The sequence below is a fragment of the Streptomyces sp. JH002 genome (genome assembly GCF_050916115.1).
GTDB classification, from domain to species: Bacteria; Actinomycetota; Actinomycetes; order Streptomycetales; family Streptomycetaceae; genus Streptomyces; species Streptomyces xiamenensis.
Genome location: NZ_CP087989.1, coordinates 2,386,585 through 2,406,165 on the forward strand (window position 1 = coordinate 2,386,585; position 19,581 = coordinate 2,406,165).

Here is a 19,581-nt window from a genome sequence, read left to right on the forward strand (position 1 = left end):
AGGCCACAATGAGCCGCGTGGCTTTCCTGTTGCTGATCGAGGACGACGAGGCGGTACGTACCGCCCTGGAGATGAGCCTGTCCCGCCAGGGGCACCGGGTGGTGACCGCCGCGACGGGCGAGGACGGCCTGACTCTGCTGCGGGAACAGCGGCCCGATCTCATCGTTCTGGACGTCAACCTGCCCGGAATCGACGGTTTTGAGGTATGCCGTCGCATTCGCCGCACCGACCAGCTGCCCATCATCCTGCTCACCGCGCGCAGCGACGACATCGATGTCGTCGTCGGCCTCGAATCGGGCGCCGACGACTACGTGGTCAAACCCGTCCAGGGCCGGGTGCTGGACGCCCGGATCCGCGCCGTCATGCGACGCGGCGAGCGCGAGTCCCACGACGCGGCCACCTTCGGCGCCATCGTCATCGACCGCGCCGCCATGACCGTCACCAAGAACGGCGAGGACCTCCAGCTCACCCCCACCGAGCTGCGGCTCCTGCTCGAACTCAGCCGCCGCCCCGGTCAGGCGCTGTCCCGGCAGCAACTGCTGCGCCTGGTGTGGGAACACGACTACCTCGGTGACTCCCGCCTGGTGGACGCCTGTGTCCAGCGGCTGCGCGCCAAGGTCGAGGACGTGCCGTCCTCCCCGAAGCTGATCCGCACGGTGCGCGGCGTGGGCTACCGGCTGGACACTCCTTCGTGACACGGCGCGCCAGGGGCAGGCTCATACGGAGCGCACTGCGGCTCACCTCGCTGCGACTGCGCCTGGTCACCGTGTTCGCCCTGGTGGCGCTGGTCGCCGCCGTGTCGGTGTCCGGCATCGCGTACTGGCTCAACCGCGACGCCGTCCTCACCCGCGCGCAGAACTCGGCGCTCAAGGACTTCTCCCAGGCGCTGGGCGACGGCGCGGGCGGGCTCCCCGAGGATCCCGCCTGCGAAATGCTGCGCGACATGGGCACGATCATGACCAGCGGCAACCAGACCTATCAGGTGGTGCTGGTCGACCGGGGCGGCGAGGACGGCGACTGCGTCATCGAGACCGCCCCCGAGAGCTTCCGGCTCGACATGGTGCCGGCCTCCCTCGTCGACGCGGTGCACCAGCGGCGCGAGGACACCGAAGCCCCCTACCACCTGTACTGGCAGCGGGTGGAGATCGACGGCGACCCGTATCTCATCGGCGGCGCGCAGGTCATCGACGGCGGCCCGACCGGCTACCTGCTGGCCTCCCTCATACCGGAGCGCGACGACCTCAACTCGCTCGCCTGGTCGCTGGGCATCGCCACCGCGCTGGCCGTCATCGGCTCGGCACTGCTCGCCCAGGCCGCCGCCACCACGGTGCTGCGGCCCGTGGCCCGGCTGAGCAACGCGGCGCAGCGGCTGGGCGAGGGCAAGCTGCACACCCGTCTGGAGGAGCGCGGCGCGGACGAACTGGCAGAGCTGTCCCGTACGTTCAACGCCGCCGCGGAGTCCCTGGAGCGCCGGGTGGAGGATCTGCGGGCCCGGGAGGCCGCCAGCCGCCGCTTCGTCGCCGACATGTCGCACGAACTGCGCACCCCGATGACCGCGATCACCGCCGTCACCGATGTGCTGGAGGAAGAGGTCGACAGCCTCGACCCGATGGTCGCCCCGGCCGTCCAGCTGGTGGTGAGCGAGACCCGCCGCCTCAACAGCCTGGTCGAGAACCTGATGGAGGTCACCCGCTTCGACGCGGGCACCGCCAAGATGGTCCTGGACGACGTCAACATCGCCGATCAGCTCACCCACTGCATCGACGCCCGCGCCTGGCTGGACGCCGTCGAGCTGGACGCCGACCGCACGATCACCGCCCGGCTCGACCCGCGCCGCCTGGATGTCATCCTCGCCAATCTGATCGGCAACGCCCTCAAGCACGGCGGCGGCCGGTCGGTCCGCGTCTCGGTGCGCGAGGAGAGCGACGAGGCGCTGGGCCGTGACGATGTCGTGGTGGAGGTCGCCGACCAGGGGCCCGGCATCCCGGAGGAGGTACTGCCGCACGTCTTCGACCGCTTCTACAAGGCGAGCGCGTCGCGACCGCGTTCCGAGGGCAGCGGTCTTGGGCTGTCGATCGCGCTGGAGAACGCCCATCTGCACGGCGGCGAGATCTCGGCGGCGAACGCCCCGGGCGGCGGCGCGGTGTTCACCCTGCGGCTGCCGCGCCAGCCTCCCAGTGAGAACGACGAGGACACGGACACCGACGGCGGGGACGACGGGGACGGCGGCGCCGAGGGCGGCCGTCCGGGAGAGGAACGCAGCAGGTGAGGGCAGGTACGGAACGCAGACGGCGGACGCGGCGCACCGGGCGGGCGGGACGGACCGCCGTACTCGGTGTGGCCGCCGCGCTCCTCGCGCTGGCCGGCGCCACCGGGTGCGGCATCCGCTCCACCAATGTGCCGGTGGACGCCGGGCCCGCCCCCTCCCGCGCGAGCTGCGACACCAGCATGGAGACCTCCGGCACCGCCGGGACGGTACTGACCGGCGGTGCCGAGGTGTTCCTGGTCTGCGGCACAAGGGTGGAGGCCGTCTCGCGCACCGTGGACACCTCGGAGGTCGGCTCCGACCGGCTGCGGATGGCCGCCGCCCTGCTGACCGAACTGCAGAACGACCCGGGCGGGGAGGAGCAGGCGGCCGGGTTCACCAGCGCCGTGCCTCTGGATCTCGCCGTCTCCGGTCCGGTCGGAGACGACCCTGAGACGGTGCTGCGGCTGAGCCAGCGCCCCAGCGAACTCCCGGCGTTCGCCCTCGCCCAGATCATCTGCACCTTCGCCGGGGTGGAGGGCCTCGGCAACGGCCACGCCGTGGTGCTGGGCGGCCCCGCCGACTCCCCCGACCCCCGCCCGCAGACGTACCCGTGCAGCGCGGCGATGCGGCACAGCCCCGAGTCGGCGCCCTCGGTGGGCCGCTCGCTGTAGGCGCCGCAGGTCACATCGAGCGCGGGGAACCGGACCGGGGGGCAGGGGCGTCCTGGAATCCGTGCACCGTCATCACGGCGGCCCGGCGGGGCTCGCCCAGCGCGAAAGCGGTCATCGCGGCGAGATCCGCGACCAGAAGGTCGACCCGAGGGTTCGGGTGGTGGCCTTCGTCCTGCTCACCGCGTACCTCGCCGTAGCGGGCTGGCTGATGCTGCGCCCGCGGTCCGTGATGTGGGTGTCACCGCCCAATCTGGAGCCGCTGGCCACCATCCGCGCCGACCTCGCGGCGGGGCCCGGGCAGGCGCTGCGCACCATCGGCACGGGCCTGGGTGTCTTCGCCCCGCTGGGGGTGCTGCTGCCGCTGCTGGGCCGGCGGCTGGGCGGCACCCGCTTCGTCTCGCTCTTCCGCACGGTGTTCGCGGCGGCGATGATCTCGCTCGGGATCGAACTCATGCAGTCGCTGGAACCCACCCGGGTCGCCGATGTGGACTCGCTGCTGCTGAACGCCTCCGGAGTCACCCTCACGCACCTGCTGTGCTACGGGAAGCTGCGGGATCGGCTGCTGCGCGACACCACTCCGCCCGCGCCGTCCCCGCGCCCCGAACCCGACGCCGTGCCGGCGCCGATCGGTTCGGCGGCGCCGTTCCGGCGGCCCGAGCCGCGGCGCGGTACCGCCCACCGGGTCGGACTCGCCCCCGGCGCGCGGTAGCGTGGAGGGCAGCACGGCAGCACCACGAACGAGAAGGGCCGCACCCCACGGCTGGGGGTACGGCCCTTCTTTCGCGCGTGTCCCGGGTCCGGGGCGGGTGGCCCCGGCTCCGGCTCCGGCCGCGCCCCGGTCCCGGCCCGGGGAACGGGGAGCGGCTGGTGTCAGCCGAGCAGCCCGCCCTTGAGCGCGCCCGCGGGCAGCCCGCCGAGCAGACCGCTGGTGGCCTGGTTGAGCACATCGCCCTGGCCGCCGAGCAGGCTGTTGGCGTCGGTGGTGCCGTTCAGCGGCTTGGTGACCTCCTGGAGGCCGGCGGCGGCGTTCCCGCCGTTGCCGGTGAGACCGCCGGCCACCTCGCCCAGCGGCACGGCCTTCACGACCTGACCGGTGGTCCCGGCCACCAGCTCCTCGCCCAGCGCGTGGGCGGAACCCGCACCGGTGGCGGCGAGCGCGGCACCGACGGCGGCGGCACCCAGGGTCTTCACGGTGGTGTGCTTCATGAGTCACTACGTCCTTGTGTGGGGTGGGATGTCAGCGGCGAGGCCGTGTCTGACACATAGCGCCGGTCAGGCCCGCGGCGGCTGGTGCGGTGCATCGCAAGGCAGAGAGTCGCCCTCATAGCGGGTTATTCGGGCGATTCGACAACGCAGCGAGGTGCCGTGCCAGGCGTCGCGGGCCAGGCGGGATGTGTCAGACGCGGCCTGGGGCCCGAGGGCGAACGTAGCCACTGAAAGCCCGCGCCGCAAAGGATCGAAATGTCTCGCGCGCCCCGCCCACCGGTCGGATCAACTGCCTTTCGCCGCAGGCCCACACGCCACGGCACGTCACCATCCGGCCAGGTCAGGCAGGGTTCTCCGACACGGATGGGAACAGCCACTCGGAGCGTAGTGCGGCATATCCCGGCTTGATCACCTCGTTGATCATCGCCAGACGTTCATCAAAAGGAATGAACGCCGACTTCATGGCATTCACCGTGAACCACTGAAGATCGTCGAGCGAATACTGGAACGTCCGTACGAGGTGCTCGAATTCACGGCTCATGCTCGTATCGCTCATCAGCCGGTTGTCGGTATTGACCGTCACCCGGAAACGCAGCCGCCGCAGCAGGCCGATGGGGTGCTCGCCGTACGAGGCCGCCGCCCCCGTCTGGAGGTTGGAGGTCGGGCACATCTCCAGCGGGATCCGCTTGTCACGGACGTACGCCGCCAGCCGCCCGAGCCGTACCGCGCCGTCGTCACCGACCTCGATGTCGTCGATGATCCGCACCCCGTGGCCCAGCCGGTCGGCGCCGCACCACTGGAGCGCCTGCCAGATCGAGGGCAGCCCGAACGCCTCTCCCGCGTGGATGGTGAAGTGGTTGTTCTCGCGCTTGAGGTACTCGAACGCGTCCAGGTGACGGGTGGGCGGGAACCCGGCCTCGGCGCCCGCGATGTCGAAGCCGGCCACGCCGCGATCGCGGTAGCGGTTGGCGAGTTCGGCGATCTCGAACGCGCGGGCGGCGTGCCGCATGGCGGTGAGCAGCGCCGCGGTACGGATGCGGTGGCCGGCCGCGGCGGCGCGCCGTTCACCCTCCCGGAACCCCTCGTTGACGGCCTCGACGACCTCCTCCAGGGTGAGCCCGTCCTCCAGATGCTGCTCGGGGGCGTACCTGATCTCCGCGTATACCACCCCGTCGGCCGCCAGGTCTTCCACGCATTCGGCCGCCACCCGGACGAGCGCGTCCCGGCGCTGCATCACGGCGCAGGTGTGTGCGAACGTCTCCAGATAGCGCGGCAGCGAGCCGGAGTCGGCCGCCTCGCGGAACCAGACCGCCAGCTTGCCGGGGTCGGTGGCCGGAAGCCGGTCGTAGCCCTGCTCGGCGGCGAGTTCGATGATGGTGGCCGGGCGCAGCCCGCCGTCGAGGTGGTCGTGGAGCAGGACCTTGGGGGCGCGCAGGATCTGTTCCCGGTTCGGCACCGGGGCATGGCGGGACGGAGAACTCTGAGTCATCCCGGCACTGTAGCGCCTACGCGCGTAGATGAGGGGGAGGAAAACCGTCGTCCCGCAGCCCGCCTCCCTCCCCCCTACGCCTCCCGCCCCGGGTCCGGATCCGTGCGGCCGGTCCCCGCGAACCGGCCGCGCCGCCCCAGCAGGAACCGCTTGAAGTCGGCGACCGGACGGGTGTCCGGGTGCCCCGCCAGCCAGGCGACCCCGATCTCGCGCACCGCCCGGGGAGCCGTCACCACAAGATCGCGGGCGGTGGGCCGGGGCACCATGGGCGGCGGCAGCAGCGCCACCCCGAGCCCGGCGGCGACCAGGCCGCGCAGCGTCTCCGGCTCCTCCCCCTCGAAGGCGATCTTCGGTATGAACCCGGCCCGCGCGCACAGCACATCCGTCAGCTTCCGCAGTCCGTAACCGGGTTCGAGGGTGACGAAGGGTTCGTCCGCCGCCTCGGCCAGCCGCACCCGTTTGCGGTTGGCGAGCCGGTGCCCGGCCGGTACGACCAGGAACAGCCGCTGCTCGTCCAGGCGCCGGGTCACCAGGTCGGGGGCCTCGGGGATCGGAGAGGTCAGGCACAGGTCCAGCTCGCCCAGCCGCATCCGCTCGATCATGTCCTCGCCGTAGCTCTGGACGAGCGCGAACCGCACCCGGGGGTGGTCCACGCGGAACTCCCGGATGAGGGCGGGTACGGTTTCCGGACCCATGGTGTGCAGGAACCCGAACGCCACCTTGCCGGCCGCCGGATCCGCGTCCGCGCGCACCGCCTCCGCCGCGCGGCCGATCTCGCCGAGCGAGCGCTCCACGGAGCGGGCGAAGGCCCGGCCGGCCGGGGTGAGGCTGACGTTGCGGCCGTGCCGGGCGAGCAACGCCACCCCCAGGTCGGCCTCCAGCCGGGCCATGGCACGGCTGAGCGTGGACTGCGGTACGCCGAGTTCGCGCGCCGCCTGGGTGATGTGCTCGTGCCGGGCGACGGCGGCGAACTGGGCGAGACGCGGGCTCAGCAGCGCGGACCACGCCTCGGGCGGTACGTCGGTACCCGCCGCGATACCGCCGCCCGCGCTTGTTACACGAATGTCTTTTCCGTTGCCCGGATATGACATGGACGCCCACCACCTGCATTGATGCACTGGAGCATCAATCATCGCAGCTTTGTGCATTGGACGCATGAAAGGCGCCGTCCTAATTTTGACGACATGCCCACCGCAGCAGCCACGAAGGTGTCGGCCACCGCCGACCCCGCTCTAGTCCAGGCCCCGAGCCCGCACCCGAAGCCCACCCCGGCACCGACCACGACCGCGACCGTCCCGGCGACCCGCACCCCGGCCGCCGCCCCGGTCTCGCGCCTCCGCGTCAACCTGGCCCTCTTCGCCCTCGGCGTCGCCACCTTCGCGCTGCTGTTCTCCACCCAGGCACTGCTGCCCGACCTCGCCACCGCCTTCTCGGTGGCCCCGGGCCAAGCCAGTTGGACCATCTCGGCCACCACCATCGCCCTGGCCGCCGCCGTCCTGCCGCTGAGCGCGCTCAGCGAACGCTTCGGCCGCCAGCAGCTGATGACGGTCTCGGTGACCGTCGCCGTGGCCCTGGCCCTGGTCATCCCCTTCGCCCCCGACCTCACCACGCTGATCGCGCTGCGCACCCTCCAGGGCGCGGCCATCGCCGGCATCCCGGCCTCCGCCGTCGCCTACCTCTCGGAGGAGCTGGACGCCCGCTCCACGGTCGGCGCGGTCGGCCTGTTCATCGCGGGCAACAGCGTGGGCGGCATGCTCGGCCGCATCCTCACCGGCTGGGTCGCCGAGGGCTGGGGCTGGCGTGCCGCGCTCGCCGCCGTCGCCGTCCTGGCGCTGGCCGCCGCCGTGATCTACCGGCTGCTGCTGCCCCGGGCCCGCAACTTCACCCCCACCGCGCTGCGGCCCCGCGCCCTGCTCGCGACGGTGCGCACCCACCTGTCCGAGCCGCTGCTGGTCCGGCTGTTCGCGATCGGGCTGCTGCTGATGTCGGCGTTCAGCGCCGTTTACACGGTGATCGGCTTCCGGCTGGTGGCGGAGCCGTTCGGCCTGTCCGCCGGGCTCATCGGCTCGGTGTTCGTCATCTACCTGGTGGGCACCTGCTCCTCCTCGGTGACCGGCCCCATGGTCGAACGCCTCGGCCGGCGCGGCGCCCTCTACCTCGCCATCACCACCGTGACCGGCGGGCTGCTGCTGAGCCTGGTCGACAACCTGGCGACCGTGCTGCTCTCCCTGGTGCTGATCACCGGCGGCTTCTTCTTCGGCCACGCCGTCGCCTCCGGCTCGGTGAGCCGGGCCGTGACCCACGGGCGGGCGCAGGCCTCGGCGCTGTACCAGGTGGCGTACTACCTGGGCAACAGCGTGGGCGGCACGCTCGGCGCGGTCATCTTCCACCGGTCCGGCTGGGAGGGTGTGGTGGCCTTCGGTCTGGTCGCGCTGCTGACCACCGCGGGCATCACGCTGTACGCCACCGGACGCGCCCGGGTGGTGCGCCGGCGCGAGGCCGCTCTCGCCTGACACAACGGCATAAGGGCGGAACCGCCCGCCCCCGGGGGACGTGATAGAGGCCACACTCCTTCCCCCGGGGGACTTCGATGGCCAGTGGTACCTCGCGCGGCGCCGTCGCCGCACTGCTCAACGCCAGCGGGCTGGGCGCCGGTTATCTCTATCTGGGCCGTGGGGCCGGGCGTCGGAGAATTGGACCCGTTCCGTTGGCCTCCGTTCCCGCACCTGAACACCCCGATGCGCACAAATGTTCTCATATTAGGCTATGTGCCAGCCGTAGTACGGTGCTCGTCGTGCTGCTGCGGTATTCCTTCCGGATGTATCCGAACGGTCCGCAGCGCTCTGCACTGGCCAGAGCGTTCGGGTGCGCGCGAGTGGTCTACAACGATGCACTCAGCGCCCGTGAGGCAGCGCGGGCGGCAGGCGCCCCGTTCCCGAAGACCGGGGAATTGTCAAAGCTACTGATCACCGAGGCGAAGAGGACCGAAGAGCGAGCTTGGCTTGGCGAAGTGTCCGCCGTTGTCCTGCAGCAGTCGCTGCGTGACCTCGACACGGCGTATCGGAACTTCTTCGACGGCATTCATGGAAAGCGCCCTCGCATAGGTGCGCCCCGCTTCAAGTCCCGCAAGGAAAATCGACAGGCGATCCGTTTCACCGCGAACGCCCGGTGGAGAATCACGGCTGGCGGAGACCTCTCGTTGCCGAAAATCGGCAAGGTGCGGGTGAAGTGGTCCCGTGCCCTACCGTCCACGCCGTCCTCGGTGACCGTAGTCAAGGACGCTGCGGGCCGGCACTTCGCAAGCTTCGTCGTGGAGACCGGACCCGTACGCGAACTACCTGCAACGGTTAATCAGGTCGGCATCGACCTGGGATTGTGTCACTTTGCCGTTCTGTCGGATGGAACCAAGATCGATAGCCCGCGTTTCCTGCGTCGGGCCGAGAAGAAACTCAAAGGGGCCCAGCAATCTCTATGCCGCAAAAAGAAGGGAAGCCGCAATCGCAACAAAGCCCGACTGAAGTTCGCCCTTGCTCATGCGCGGGTGGCAGACGCACGCCGCGAGTTCCATCACCAGCTCTCCACCAAGCTGATCCGCGAGAACCAAGCGATCGCGGTGGAGAGCCTGGCGGTGAGGGGACTCGCCCGTACGCGCCTGGCCAAATCCGTTCACGATGCGGGGTGGTCCGCGTTCGTCGCGATGCTTGAGTACAAGGCAGCACGATGCGGACGCACCTTCATCCGGATCGGTCGGTTCGAACCCACGAGCCAGAAGTGCTCACAGTGCGGTACGAAAGACGGCCCCAAGGCACTCCACATTCGCATCTGGACGTGCAGGGCTTGCGGTGCTGTCCTGGACCGGGATGTCAACGCCGCGATCAATGTCAAAAAGGCCGCCGGACTGGCGGTGACAGCCTGTGGAGCGCAGGTAAGACCGGAACCATTGGTTCCGGCACCGCGCGGTGAAACAGGAACCCACCGAGACGGTCGCCCGACCGTGGCAGGAAGCGCTCCCCTCAACGGGGGGCGCGGAAGTCAATACATCGAAACGAGCCTGTACTGATGCGCGTCGAACCGATGGGACCGGTGCTCGCCGCCATCGCGAACCTCTTCGGCGCGGGCCTGCTGGGGGGCGGCGGGTGGCTGGCGGTGTCCTTCGCCCACGGCGCCCTGTCCGACGCCGAGACGACGGTGGACGCCGTCGTCTTCGGGGCCGTGGCGCTGTTCGGGGCGCTCGTCGCCTACGTGGGCCTGGGCACGCTGCTCCACAACCGGGAGCGGCGGCGCTCCACCCGCCGGCTGGCCACCCAAGGGGTGGACGGGGCCGCCGAGGTGATCGCCATCGGCTCCGAGGAGATCACCCCGGACGGCCTGAGCACCCAGCACGCACTGCGGCTGCGCGTCACGGGTCCCGGCTTCGAGCCGTTCGAGGCGAGCAGCACGGAGCCGGACATCCACTTCCCCGGCCTGGTGGTGGGCAGCCGCCTGGCCGTCGTCGTGCACCCGCCCAGCCGGGAATTCACCCTGCACCGGGCCGACCCCGTCTGTTAGGGTCCGCGGCATGAAGCGCGCCGCCAGCACGACGACGCCGGAGAGTGTCCCGGCGCGCTGACCCATGTCTGAGTCCGAAGCCCCGGGGCGAGTGCCCCGGGGCTTCGCCGTGTGGTCACCCGCTCCTCCCCCGGAGGGAGACCACCACCATGACCACCGACGCACACGATCACCGCACCCTGGGCCGCGCGCTGGGCCTGTTCGACTCCGACCCTCCCCCAGACTCCGTCCGGGAGGTGCCCCCAGGGGCGCGGGTCTGCCGTACTGGCTGCCCGCGGGCGCGGCCGTGCGCCACGCGCTGGAGCGCTACATCCACGAGGCCGAACGCCGGGCCGGCTACCGGCATGTGTACTCGCCGGTACTGGGCAAGCGCGAGCTGTACGAGATCTCCGGCCACTGGGACCACTACCGCGAGGACATGTTCCCGCCGATGGACCTGGGCGGCGGCGAGCAGGTGCTGCTGCGGCCCAGCCTGTGCCCGCACCATGCGCTCATCTACCGCTCCCGCCCGCACAGTTACCGGGAGCTGCCGCTGCGGATGGCCGAGCTGGGCGGGATGTTCCGGTCCGAACTCTCCGGCGTGCTGGGCGGACTGACCCGGGTGCGGGCCATCACCCTCAATGACGCGCACATCTTCTGCACCGTCGAGCAGGTGGCCCACGAGGCACGGGCCGCGCTGGAGATGATCCGCCGGGCGTACGAGGTGCTGGGCATCCGGCCGGCCCGGTACCGGCTGTCGCTGCCGGGCGGGGGCGGCAAGTACGTGGCGGCGCCGGAGATGTGGCGGCGCTCGGTGGCGCTGCTGCGGGAGGTGCTGGAGGATTCCGGCCTGCCGTACGAGGCTGCGGAGGGCGAGGCGGCGTTCTACGGGCCGAAGATCGACGTACAGATCGCCGACCCGGCGGGGCGCGAGTCCACCCTGTCGACCGTGCAGGTCGACTTCCACCAGCCGGAGCGGTTCGACCTGCGCTACACCGGCGCGGACGGGGCCGCGCACCGCCCGGTGATGGTCCATCGCAGCATCATCGGCAGCGTGGAGCGCGTGGTGGCCCATCTGATCGAGCAGCACGGTGGCGCGTTCCCGGGCTGGCTGGCGCCGGTGCAGCTGGCGATCCTGCCGGTGGGCGAGGACCAGCTGGCGCGGGCGGACGACGTGCGGTCCCGGGCGCTGGACCTCGGTCTGCGGGTGGAGCTGGTTCCGCCGTCGGGCGGCACCCTGTCCGCCCGGATCCGCGCGGGCCGGCTGATCCCGTACCAGGCGGTCATCGGCGCCCGGGAGGCGGCGGCCGGCGGGCTCTCCCTGCGGCCCCGTGGCGGGCACCCTCTTGCGCCGGAGCCGGCGGAGCGGGCACTGCGCCGCATCGCCGCGGAGGTGGTGGTGGAGGAGGAGGGGGCGGGGGCGGGGCCGCCGTTGGCGCGGAGGTTCGGCGTGCTCGGGCCGCGCTGAGGCCGGGAGGTGTCCCGTCGGGCCACCAGCGCCTTCGCGGCTTCGGCCTGTCGATGCGTGACGCCTCAGGAGCGGCCCAGGATGCCCCGGTCGTACCCGGCGGCGACCGCCTCGGCCCGGTCCTTCACGCCCAGCTTGCTGTAGATGTGCGTGAGATGGGTCTTCACCGTGGCCTCGCTGATGAACAGTTCGGCCGCGATCGCGCGGTTGGACGTGCCCCGGGCGACGAGCGAGAGAACCTCGCGCTCACGACCCGAGATGTCGGGGGGCGTCGCCGGCCCACGGACCACGCCGAACAGCCGGGACGCGACCGCCGGCGAGACCATGGGCCTGCCGTCGGCGGCGGCTCGCACACCGGCGAGCAACTCGTCCCGCGAAGCGTCCTTCAGCAGGTACCCGGTGGCCCCCGCCTCGATCGCCGGGAGCGTGTCGGTGTCCGTGTCGTACGTGGTGAGCACCAGGACCCGGGAGCGCGCGCCGCGGCGCGTCAGCTCGGCGATGGCGTCGACACCGTTGCCGCCGGGCATCCGCAGGTCCATCAACACGACGTCGGGATCGAGACGGAGCGCCATGTCCACGGCGTCGACCCCGTTCGAGGACTCCCCGAGCACCGTGAAACCGGGGGCATCGGTGAACATGGCGCGCAGCCCGTTCCGCACGACGGGATGATCGTCCACCAGTAGCAGCGTGATGTCAGTCATCGCCTGTCTCTTCCTGACGTGGCACTCGTGCGGGGAGCAGGTTACGTGAGGTCGCGGTATCCGTGGCGGCGGGACGGGACCGGCCGCTGTTCCGTGGGAGCCAGGGGCAGTCGGATCGAGAGGGCCGTGCCGTCGCCGGGTTCGGACTCGACGGTGAGGGAGCCGTCGACACGCTCGGCGCGGGAACGCATCCCTTCGAGTCCGAAGCCGCCGGCGCCGGTGCGGCGCGGCGGCTGCCGCGTGTCGAAGCCCCGGCCGTTGTCGCGGACGTCCAGCGTGACTTCGCTGTCCATATAGCTGAGGGTGACGCCGACGCGGTCGGCCTGCGCGTGTTTGGCCACGTTCGTCAGCGCCTCCTGCGTCATCCGCAAAAGCGTGGCGGAGTGTGCGCCGGGCATGTCCAGGACCTGACCGGTGAGGGTGAAGGCAGCCGGTATGCCGGTCTGTTCCGTCCATCGGGCCACCGACTTCCGCAGCGCCTGGGGAAGGGTGTCGTGCACCAGGCCCACGGGAGCCAGGTTCCGCACGGAACGGCGGGCCTCGCGCAGGCTGTGACGGGCCAGGTCGGCGGCGCGGTCGACGTGTTCGTGCGCTGTCGCCGGGTCGGGCGTGCTCGACACGACACGGAGCTGGGCGATGATGCCGGCGAGTCCCTGGGCGAGGGTGTCGTGGATCTCTGCCGCCAGTCGTCCGCGTTCCTCGTCGACGCCGGCCTCTCGCGCCTGGACGAGCAACTGGGCCTGGAGCGTGACGTTCTCGTCGAGCGCCTGCTGGAGGGCGGTGTTGGTGCGTTCGAGTTCGGCGATGGTGGCGGCCCTGGCGGCGGACCGGGTCTCCTCGTGCTCGACGAAGTGGGTGATCACTGACAGCAGCGCGTTGTTGGCCAGCAGCAGCCCGGCGAACAGGGCCCACTGCGACGGGGTCTGGATGGGCATCCCTCCGGACTGGGCGGCGGCCAGCGGCAGGGACGAGGCGAAAGCCCCGGCTCTGCGCCGGCGCCGCCCGGAAAGCAACTCGTTGTTGTCGATGTAGCCCGCTGCCGCGTAGAAGGCGAAGAACGGGGCCAGCCAGGTGAGCGCGACGCTGATCGCCCAGCGCAGCGCGAAGTACGTGGCCGAGGTGGCGTCGGGGCCCGGCGAGGAGCGGCCGGCCCTCCCCCACCACAGTTGCAGGACGAGAGCCGCGACGATCAGCGCTCCGACGGCGACGCGTTCGCCCGTGACCGGTGTCAGCTCCGGTCTCGCCACCGACAGGAGGGTGGCGGTCGCGAGCAGCCAGTACGGGTGCCGCCGGAGGACGGTCGCCCAGCGCCGGTCGAGATCGGACTCCGCCGTCGTCATGGTCTCAGTGTGCACGGCCGTCCCTACTCCCAGCGGAACCAGCGGGTGGCGGCGGCCGAGGCGACCACGGTCCACAGGGTCAGAACGATCAGGTGGGACCCGTCGGGCCAGGCACCGGTGGCGGCCTGGTCCAAGGCCATCGCCGCGGCGCCGAAGGGCGTGAACTCGACGATGCCGGCGAGGGCCTCCGGCATGGAACGGACGGGGATCCACAGGCCCGTGCAGAACAGCGCGGGGAAGAACAGCGCGGTGCCGATACCGGTCGCGTGCTTCGCCGTCCTGGCCAGCGCCGCCACCAGGGCGCCCAGGGCGAGGCTGGAGACGGCGGCGAGCAGCATCGTCAGGACGTACCCGGCGGCCTGGCGCGGGAGCGCCACGTCGTACACGAGCCGGCCAACGGCGAGACACAGGACCGCCGACAGCAGGGCCATGACGCCGTTCAGCCACATCTGCGTGGACAGCAGGGTGGACGCTCGTACCGGGGTCATCGACATGCGCCGCAGAATGCCGATCTCGCGGTAGCTGGTGAGGATCGGCGGAAAGATCTGAAGAGCGGCCGTGATCAGTGAGATCAGGACGACCACCGGCACATAGAGGTCGATGATCCGCAGGCCGTCGAGGTCCTTGTGGACCTCCCGGAACATCGGCACGAGGCCGAGGATCACCAGGAGCAGGGGCGGAAAGACGATCGAGACGAGGTGGGAGAGGTCACGGGTGTAGAGCCTCAGTTCGGCCCGCAGTACGGCGGTGCGGGGGGAGGGCTCGGCGGAGACGGCGGGAACCATGGTCGTCGCTGTTCGGGTCATGTCACTGCTTCTCTTGGGGGGTCGGGGGAGCACGGTGGGTCAGGCGTCCGTCAGATCGAGGAAGGCGTCGTCCAGCGTCGCTTCGGTGACCCGGAGCCGGTGCGCCGTGATGCCGCCGCGGGCGAGGAACGTGATCACCGCGTTGACGGTCTCCTCCGTTCCGGCGAGCGTGATCCGGCCGTCCTTGATCTCGATGCCGGCCTGTCCGGGGAGCGCGGCCAGGGCCTCGCGGCCGATCGGTTCCGACGGCGTGAAGGAGATGGCGGTGTTCCCCGCCGAGCGGCCGATCAGCCCGTCAGGGGTGTCCAGCGCGCTGACCCGCCCCTTGTCGATCAGCGCGATGCGGTCGCACAGCCGCTGTGCCTCCTCCATGAAGTGGGTGACGAGGAGGACGGTGACGCCGCTGTCCCGGACGTCCTCGATCAGCGACCAGGTCTCGCGGCGGGCACGCGGGTCCAGGCCGGTGGTCAGCTCGTCGAGGATGACGACGCGGGGGGAGCCGATGAGGGCGAGTGCGATGAACAGCCGCTGCTTCTGCCCGCCGGACAGCCCGCCGAAGCGGGTGTTGAGCTTGGCGGTCAGGCCAAGACGTTCGGCGAGGGGCCGCCAGTCGAGGCGGCGGGGGTAGAAGGAGGAGTACAGCTCCAGAGCTTCGCGGACGGTGAGCCTGGCCTGGAGAGCACTCTCCTGGAGCTGGGCGCCGAGGACTTGGGTGACCTCGGCGTGGTCGGCGACCGGGTCGAGTCCCGCGACGCGGACGGAGCCGGAGTCCGGGACGCGCAGGCCCCCGACGCATTCGACGGAGGTGGTCTTGCCGGCTCCGTTGAGGCCGAGGATCCCGAAGATCTCGCCCTCCTCGACGGTGAAGGAGACGCCGTCGACGACGGTCCGGCCGGCGTAGGTCTTACGGATGTCCCTGACGTCGACGATGGGCCCTCGGCCCGCTGCGGGCACGCTCGTTGTGGTCATGCGAGCAGCTTCGTGCGCGGACCGCAGGCGCCACATCGTCCATCGCGCTCGAAGCGGAATCAGCCGATCGGTTGATCGCGGTACGACATCACGCGCGGCAGCGGCGGCCCGCCCCCACCGGCCCAGGCCGGAGCAGCGGAACGGACGGTGGGTAAGGGGATTCCGGCGAGTCAACATCAGCGCCGTCGGAGCGAGCAGCCGCCTCGGGAGTCACCCGCCCGGAGCCCGAAGAAACCACCACCGCTCCCCGCCCATCCCCCACTAGGCTCTGCCTGCTCACCTTCATCAGGACGAACGCATCGGAGGGCCGGGGGGTGCACGTCAGTCTGGGTTCGGCGGTGGTTGTGATCACCGGGGTCATGGCGTCGGGGAAGTCCACCGTGGCGCAGCTTCTCGCCGAACGGCTGCCCCGGGCCGCGCACGTGCGGGGCGATGTGTTCCGGCGGATGATCGTGTCGGGGCGCGAGGAGATGCGGCCGGGGGAAGCGGCCGAGGCGCGGGCGCAACTGGAGCTGCGGCACCGGCTGTCGGCACTGGTGGCCGACGAGTACGCGCGCGAGGGCTGGACCGCGATCGTTCAGGACATCGTGTTCGGTGAGGATCTGCCCCGGTACCTCGCCCGGTTGCGCACGCGTCCGGTGTACGTCGTGGTGCTGACCCCGTCCCCGGAGTCGGTGCACCGGCGGGAGGCCGGCCGGGCCAAGAACGGGTACGGACCGGGCCCCTGGACGGTCGAGGTCCTGGACCGGGGGCTGCGCGCGGAGACTCCGCCGATCGGTCTGTGGCTGGACAGTTCGGACCTGACCCCCGAGGAGACGGTGACCGCGATCCTCGACGGGCTCGATACCGCCCGTGTCCTGGAGGGCGGGGGTGGCCCCGTCCCCGCCCAGGAGGGCACCACAGGTCCGGGTGGCGGGAGCCCGCGGGAGTGACCCGCGGGCTCCGGGCGCGGTTCCGGCACCGGCAGGCACCGGGACCGGCATCGCTCAGTGGGCGGCCTTGAGCCCGACCACTCCGCCGACGATCATCGTCAGGAACACGATCTTCGCCACGCTCACCGACTCACCGCCGGTGACCATGGCGTACGCGACGGTGAGGGTGGCGCCGATGCCCACCCACACCGCGTACGCCGTTCCGATGGGAAGATCGCGCATCGCGTACGCGAGGCCGGCCATGCTGCCGACGAGTCCTACGGCGAAGACCACGGACGGGCCGGGCTTGGTGAAGCCTTCCGACCGGCCCAGCGCGGTGGCCCACACCGCTTCCAGCGCACCCGAGATCACCAGAATCAGCCATGCCATGACGAGCCCTCCTGCGGGCCGTCTTGTCGCACACCGGGTACGGCACCCCTCGTCCGGGAGCCCACCTGACTGACCGGGGGCTCCGTGTCAACGTCTCACACCCGCCCCCACCGGGCAAGCGTCACCCCAGCGGCATGATCAACCGTTCCTAAAGAGTGAGCATGAGTTGCACGTGCTCAGCCGAACGACCCGAACGGTCTTGGGCGTTCTGGTCCACCGCGTTCCTGCCGCGTCCAGCGCCAGCGGATCGTGTCCGTGGTCCGGGTACGCGGGGGTGGTGTCCCTCGCTCCCTGGGTCGCCGGGTCGGGCCTGGGCGGTCCGATGCCTCACACCATCGCTCTGGTGGTGTGGGGGCGGTGCCGTCCGTCGTCTGATCCGGTGGCCGAGAGAACGTCGTCCGATCGCCACCGCTGCGGCGTAGTGCCGCGTCGCGGGGCGTCGCTTGGTGGTGAGGGGCTTGCGCCAGTGCTCGGCCCCCCACATCGAGGTGTAGGCGGGATCGACAGCGATCACGCCGATACCGGCTTCCGCGCACATCGACTGCAGACGTGCACGGACTCTGCCGGTGGGGATGCCGGAGATGAGCTGCCGGAACTTCTTCTTACGGCCGTGCTTCTCGCGGGTCTTGGAGTCGGTGAAGTCGAGGTCTTCGATCGCGACGGCCCGCACGCCGCACTCCTGCGTCCATCGCAGGAGGCGGGTGAGGGCGTGCCGGAGCTGGGCGTCGCGGTGGCTGGCCGAACCGCTGAGGTCGTAGTCGAAACGCCGGGGTGCGCCGACCGGGTTGCCGTACTCGTCCAGCAGCCACGCGGCCAGATGATCGGCGTTGGTGTCCATGCCGATCACACCACCGGCCCGCAGTGCGTCCAGTGGGATCACGGGCAGGTCTTTGCGGGTCCAGGACGCGTCCAGATACCAGCGGCCGGAGGCGGTGTTGAGGTGGATGCGGTAGGCCACGGCTCTGTTGCCGGTAACACGGTCGCGCCACTCCTCGCCCCGGAACGGGAACGACACCTTCGCGGCCAGCACGTAGCGGCTGTGCCGGGCGTTGGCCAGGTCGGCGAGCGGCGCGGGAAGTCTGATCGACACTCCGCCGTCGGGGGTGACGCGGATCGTCTCATTCCCGTACCGCTTGCCGGACTCGCCGTCAGCGGTGAGGAACCAGCGGGCCGCCTCCCACTGGGCACGCCACTGCTCGGGCGTCTTGCCCGCGGCGTTGAGGTTATGGCGCTGGCGGAGGAGGCGACGGCCGCCACGTGTGACGGACACTCGTCCGGCTTCCCGCTCGACGCGGATCTGTTCGCACTTCTCTTCGAGGATCGCCAGACGGCGCGTCTTGACGAACCACTCGTGCTTGGACCGGTAGCCGCCGGGTTTGCCCCGGCTGCCCTTCTCCCCGACCGGGAGGGACAGGCGGTGCCGCAGGGTGCGGATACCGGCGTCCAGCGACGCCAGGTGCTGGTGCTGGGCTCGGCGGGACAGGCCCCACTGGTCGTGCGTGCTGGAGGTGACCGAACCAGCCCACCGCGAGGACGACTCGGCGGTCAGGTCCCGCTTCCGGGCGGCCCACGTGTCGGTGGAGTGGTCCATTCCGTCACGGCGGCGCCGGGCCAGATCAGCGGAAGCGAGCCGCCCCATGTGCTCGCCGACGGCCCGCAACACCTTCTCGTCCTCGGCGGTCAGGCCCTTGAGACGGTCGCGGATACTGACGCCGGACGGCCCGTCCGCGACGAACGGCCGGGCGATCTGCCGCAGCGGTTTCTTCTCAGCCATGCTCAGCCGCCTCAAGCGCCTTGCGGGCACGGTTCTTCGCCGACCGGCGCCCGTACAGGCGGGCACAGAACGACGTCAGCACCTCCACCACATCGCGCACCAGATCGTCTTCCACCTCACCATCGTCCAGGACGACAAGGCGGCGGCCGTGCGCGGACAGGGCTGCCTCAACGAGTTCGACGTTCATCCGGCCGAGGCGGTCCTTGTGCTCGACCACGACCGTGGTCACCGCCGGGTCGGCCAGCAGCCGCTTCGCCTTCGGCCGGCAGCCGTTCATCCCTGAAGCGATCTCCGCCTCTACACGGACGACACGGTGACCGACCTTCGCCGCCCACTCCGACAAACGGGCAACCTGACGTTCCAGGTCGGCCTTCTGGTCCTGCGAGGAGACGCGGGCATACAGGCCAAGACCACCGACTGCCCCGGGAGTCGCGGCGGCTTCGATGTTCACCAGGATCGTGCGCGGCCCAACGCGCTGAGCGGGCACGGGAAGCGTCCCGTTCTTATACCACCGGTACGCGGTATGGGGGCTCACCCCCTGCGCTCGTGCCCACTCAGTCAGATTCATTCCGCGATCATAATGCAACTAGAGGACAGCTATACACACTTATGCACGCTCAGACGACGGCAGTTTCTCACCCCTGCTCGGCACCGAGGCCGGCCCGATGGGGCTGACCAAGGCCCTCCGCCCGCTCCCGGTGCAACGTATCGACGAGCCGCTCGGCCCGCAGCCGGTGCCGGAGCCCGGCGGCGCGAGCGGCTGAGCCGTCCCGAACGGAGCACCCCGGCCAGCCCTGTTCGGCCAGCCTCACCGGCAGCGACTCCTCCCTCATGTACTCCTTCACGCCGTTCGCGCGCAGCCAGGCCAAGTCGGCGGTCAACACGGGGCCGCGGTCTCCGCCACTCGTGCGGGAAAACTCGATCCCATCGCCGAACGGCAGAACCGGGCCGACCGCGTTGTATGTACCGGCGGTGGGGCCCTGCCGGTCCACGGCAACGAACTGGGCGCCCTCGGCAACCTCCCGCTCTCCCAACGTGCCAGGCAGGTCACCCGATGCCCACGCGCCAGCGCTTCCCGTGC

Annotated in this window: 19 protein-coding genes, 1 pseudogene and 1 riboswitch; of the genes and pseudogenes, 9 read left to right on the forward strand and 11 right to left on the reverse strand. The window is 70.9% G+C overall.

All coding sequences use genetic code 11. The features are described from left to right. Nucleotides 1-17: 17 nt before the first annotated feature. From H7827_RS10525 to H7827_RS10540, 4 genes are all read left to right on the forward strand, one after another. Entirely contained in the window at nucleotides 18-695 is a 678-nt protein-coding gene (locus H7827_RS10525; protein WP_030728672.1) for a response regulator transcription factor, read from the forward strand. Then, nucleotides 593-2,269 carry an ATP-binding protein gene (locus H7827_RS10530; RefSeq protein ID WP_432747971.1) on the forward strand — a complete coding sequence of 559 codons (1,677 nt, stop codon included), beginning with the start codon at nucleotides 593-595 and terminating at the stop codon, nucleotides 2,267-2,269. Before H7827_RS10525 ends, H7827_RS10530 begins: the two co-directional genes overlap by 103 nt. Beyond that, nucleotides 2,266-2,919, forward strand: coding sequence for a hypothetical protein (locus tag H7827_RS10535; RefSeq protein ID WP_432744406.1), 654 nt, complete (start codon nucleotides 2,266-2,268; stop codon nucleotides 2,917-2,919). Before H7827_RS10530 ends, H7827_RS10535 begins: the two co-directional genes overlap by 4 nt. A gap of 61 nt (nucleotides 2,920-2,980) precedes the next feature. Continuing rightward, a complete protein-coding gene (locus tag H7827_RS10540) occupies nucleotides 2,981-3,628 on the forward strand; it encodes a VanZ family protein (protein WP_432744408.1) in 648 nt (215 codons plus the stop codon). Nucleotides 3,629-3,789: 161 nt separating this feature from the next. Here H7827_RS10540 and H7827_RS10545 read toward each other — a convergent pair whose 3' ends face one another. The 3 genes from H7827_RS10545 to H7827_RS10555 form a co-directional block, all read right to left on the reverse strand. Beyond that, entirely contained in the window at nucleotides 3,790-4,125 is a 336-nt protein-coding gene (locus H7827_RS10545) for a hypothetical protein (RefSeq protein WP_030728684.1), read from the reverse strand. 340 nt (nucleotides 4,126-4,465) lie between these two features. Further along, the gene (locus tag H7827_RS10550; RefSeq protein WP_432744410.1) at nucleotides 4,466-5,614 is read right to left on the reverse strand and encodes an adenosine deaminase; all 1,149 of its coding nucleotides are present in this window, start codon (nucleotides 5,612-5,614) and stop codon (nucleotides 4,466-4,468) included. A gap of 74 nt (nucleotides 5,615-5,688) precedes the next feature. Further along, on the reverse strand, nucleotides 5,689-6,705 hold the full coding sequence (locus tag H7827_RS10555; protein WP_432744413.1) for a LysR family transcriptional regulator: 1,017 nt from the start codon (nucleotides 6,703-6,705) through the stop codon (nucleotides 5,689-5,691). 93 nt (nucleotides 6,706-6,798) lie between these two features. On the opposite strand from H7827_RS10555, the gene H7827_RS10560 reads away from it, so the two are divergent. From H7827_RS10560 to thrS, 4 genes and pseudogenes are all read left to right on the forward strand, one after another. After that, complete coding sequence (locus H7827_RS10560) at nucleotides 6,799-8,127, forward strand: MFS transporter (RefSeq protein WP_432744416.1); 1,329 nt, start codon at nucleotides 6,799-6,801, stop codon at nucleotides 8,125-8,127. Nucleotides 8,128-8,408: 281 nt separating this feature from the next. Next, on the forward strand, nucleotides 8,409-9,674 hold the full coding sequence (locus H7827_RS10565; RefSeq protein WP_432744418.1) for an RNA-guided endonuclease InsQ/TnpB family protein: 1,266 nt from the start codon (nucleotides 8,409-8,411) through the stop codon (nucleotides 9,672-9,674). After that, complete coding sequence (locus H7827_RS10570) at nucleotides 9,674-10,162, forward strand: hypothetical protein (RefSeq protein ID WP_432744420.1); 489 nt, start codon at nucleotides 9,674-9,676, stop codon at nucleotides 10,160-10,162. The genes H7827_RS10565 and H7827_RS10570 overlap by 1 nt, the downstream gene beginning before the upstream one ends. Nucleotides 10,163-10,311: 149 nt before the next feature. Beyond that, nucleotides 10,312-11,609, forward strand: a pseudogene (gene thrS, locus H7827_RS10575) (threonine--tRNA ligase). 65 nt (nucleotides 11,610-11,674) lie between these two features. On the opposite strand, the gene H7827_RS10580 reads toward thrS, so the two are convergent. From H7827_RS10580 to H7827_RS10595, 4 genes are read right to left on the reverse strand one after another with little or no spacing between them, the layout of a single operon-like run. Then, nucleotides 11,675-12,310, reverse strand: coding sequence for a response regulator (locus H7827_RS10580; RefSeq protein ID WP_432744422.1), 636 nt, complete (start codon nucleotides 12,308-12,310; stop codon nucleotides 11,675-11,677). Between the two features lie 41 nt (nucleotides 12,311-12,351). After that, nucleotides 12,352-13,650, reverse strand: coding sequence for a sensor histidine kinase (locus tag H7827_RS10585; RefSeq protein WP_432744425.1), 1,299 nt, complete (start codon nucleotides 13,648-13,650; stop codon nucleotides 12,352-12,354). A gap of 23 nt (nucleotides 13,651-13,673) precedes the next feature. Beyond that, on the reverse strand, nucleotides 13,674-14,456 hold the full coding sequence (locus H7827_RS10590) for an ABC transporter permease (RefSeq protein WP_432744427.1): 783 nt from the start codon (nucleotides 14,454-14,456) through the stop codon (nucleotides 13,674-13,676). A gap of 39 nt (nucleotides 14,457-14,495) precedes the next feature. After that, the gene (locus H7827_RS10595) at nucleotides 14,496-15,425 is read right to left on the reverse strand and encodes an ATP-binding cassette domain-containing protein (RefSeq protein ID WP_432744429.1); all 930 of its coding nucleotides are present in this window, start codon (nucleotides 15,423-15,425) and stop codon (nucleotides 14,496-14,498) included. Between the two features lie 314 nt (nucleotides 15,426-15,739). Here H7827_RS10595 and H7827_RS10600 point away from each other — a divergent pair, with 314 nt between their 5' ends. Continuing rightward, entirely contained in the window at nucleotides 15,740-16,357 is a 618-nt protein-coding gene (locus tag H7827_RS10600) for an AAA family ATPase (protein ID WP_432744431.1), read from the forward strand. Between the two features lie 54 nt (nucleotides 16,358-16,411). Here H7827_RS10600 and H7827_RS10605 read toward each other — a convergent pair whose 3' ends face one another. The 4 genes from H7827_RS10605 to H7827_RS10620 form a co-directional block, all read right to left on the reverse strand. Beyond that, nucleotides 16,412-16,726: a DMT family transporter gene (locus tag H7827_RS10605; RefSeq protein ID WP_046724626.1), complete on the reverse strand. Its 315-nt coding sequence runs from the start codon at nucleotides 16,724-16,726 to the stop codon at nucleotides 16,412-16,414. A gap of 12 nt (nucleotides 16,727-16,738) precedes the next feature. Next, nucleotides 16,739-16,812: riboswitch (guanidine-III (ykkC-III) riboswitch) on the reverse strand. A 62-nt stretch (nucleotides 16,813-16,874) separates the two neighbouring features. Continuing rightward, nucleotides 16,875-18,500 (reverse strand): IS200/IS605 family accessory protein TnpB-related protein, encoded by a 1,626-nt coding sequence (locus tag H7827_RS10610; RefSeq protein ID WP_432744435.1) that lies wholly within the window; start codon nucleotides 18,498-18,500, stop codon nucleotides 16,875-16,877. After that, on the reverse strand, nucleotides 18,493-19,068 hold the full coding sequence (locus H7827_RS10615) for an IS607 family transposase (protein WP_432744438.1): 576 nt from the start codon (nucleotides 19,066-19,068) through the stop codon (nucleotides 18,493-18,495). Before H7827_RS10615 ends, H7827_RS10610 begins: the two co-directional genes overlap by 8 nt. Nucleotides 19,069-19,135: 67 nt before the next feature. After that, nucleotides 19,136-19,534, reverse strand: coding sequence for a hypothetical protein (locus H7827_RS10620; RefSeq protein WP_432744441.1), 399 nt, complete (start codon nucleotides 19,532-19,534; stop codon nucleotides 19,136-19,138). Nucleotides 19,535-19,581: the final 47 nt, after the last annotated feature.

What these genes read in the sequence shown, in the direction of transcription:
- H7827_RS10545 (WP_030728684.1), bottom strand. Translation starts at nt 4,125, where the DNA reads ATGAAGCACACCACCGTGAAGACCCTGGGTGCCGCCGCCGTCGGTGCC.
- H7827_RS10595 (WP_432744429.1), bottom strand. Translation starts at nt 15,425, where the DNA reads ATGACCACAACGAGCGTGCCCGCAGCGGGCCGAGGGCCCATCGTCGAC.
- H7827_RS10570 (WP_432744420.1), top strand. Translation starts at nt 9,674, where the DNA reads ATGCGCGTCGAACCGATGGGACCGGTGCTCGCCGCCATCGCGAACCTC.
- H7827_RS10560 (WP_432744416.1), top strand. Translation starts at nt 6,799, where the DNA reads ATGCCCACCGCAGCAGCCACGAAGGTGTCGGCCACCGCCGACCCCGCT.
- H7827_RS10555 (WP_432744413.1), bottom strand. Translation starts at nt 6,705, where the DNA reads ATGTCATATCCGGGCAACGGAAAAGACATTCGTGTAACAAGCGCGGGC.
- H7827_RS10590 (WP_432744427.1), bottom strand. Translation starts at nt 14,456, where the DNA reads ATGACCCGAACAGCGACGACCATGGTTCCCGCCGTCTCCGCCGAGCCC.
- H7827_RS10605 (WP_046724626.1), bottom strand. Translation starts at nt 16,726, where the DNA reads ATGGCATGGCTGATTCTGGTGATCTCGGGTGCGCTGGAAGCGGTGTGG.
- H7827_RS10585 (WP_432744425.1), bottom strand. Translation starts at nt 13,650, where the DNA reads ATGACGACGGCGGAGTCCGATCTCGACCGGCGCTGGGCGACCGTCCTC.
- H7827_RS10610 (WP_432744435.1), bottom strand. Translation starts at nt 18,500, where the DNA reads ATGGCTGAGAAGAAACCGCTGCGGCAGATCGCCCGGCCGTTCGTCGCG.
- H7827_RS10580 (WP_432744422.1), bottom strand. Translation starts at nt 12,310, where the DNA reads ATGACTGACATCACGCTGCTACTGGTGGACGATCATCCCGTCGTGCGG.
- H7827_RS10615 (WP_432744438.1), bottom strand. Translation starts at nt 19,068, where the DNA reads ATGAATCTGACTGAGTGGGCACGAGCGCAGGGGGTGAGCCCCCATACC.
- H7827_RS10550 (WP_432744410.1), bottom strand. Translation starts at nt 5,614, where the DNA reads ATGACTCAGAGTTCTCCGTCCCGCCATGCCCCGGTGCCGAACCGGGAA.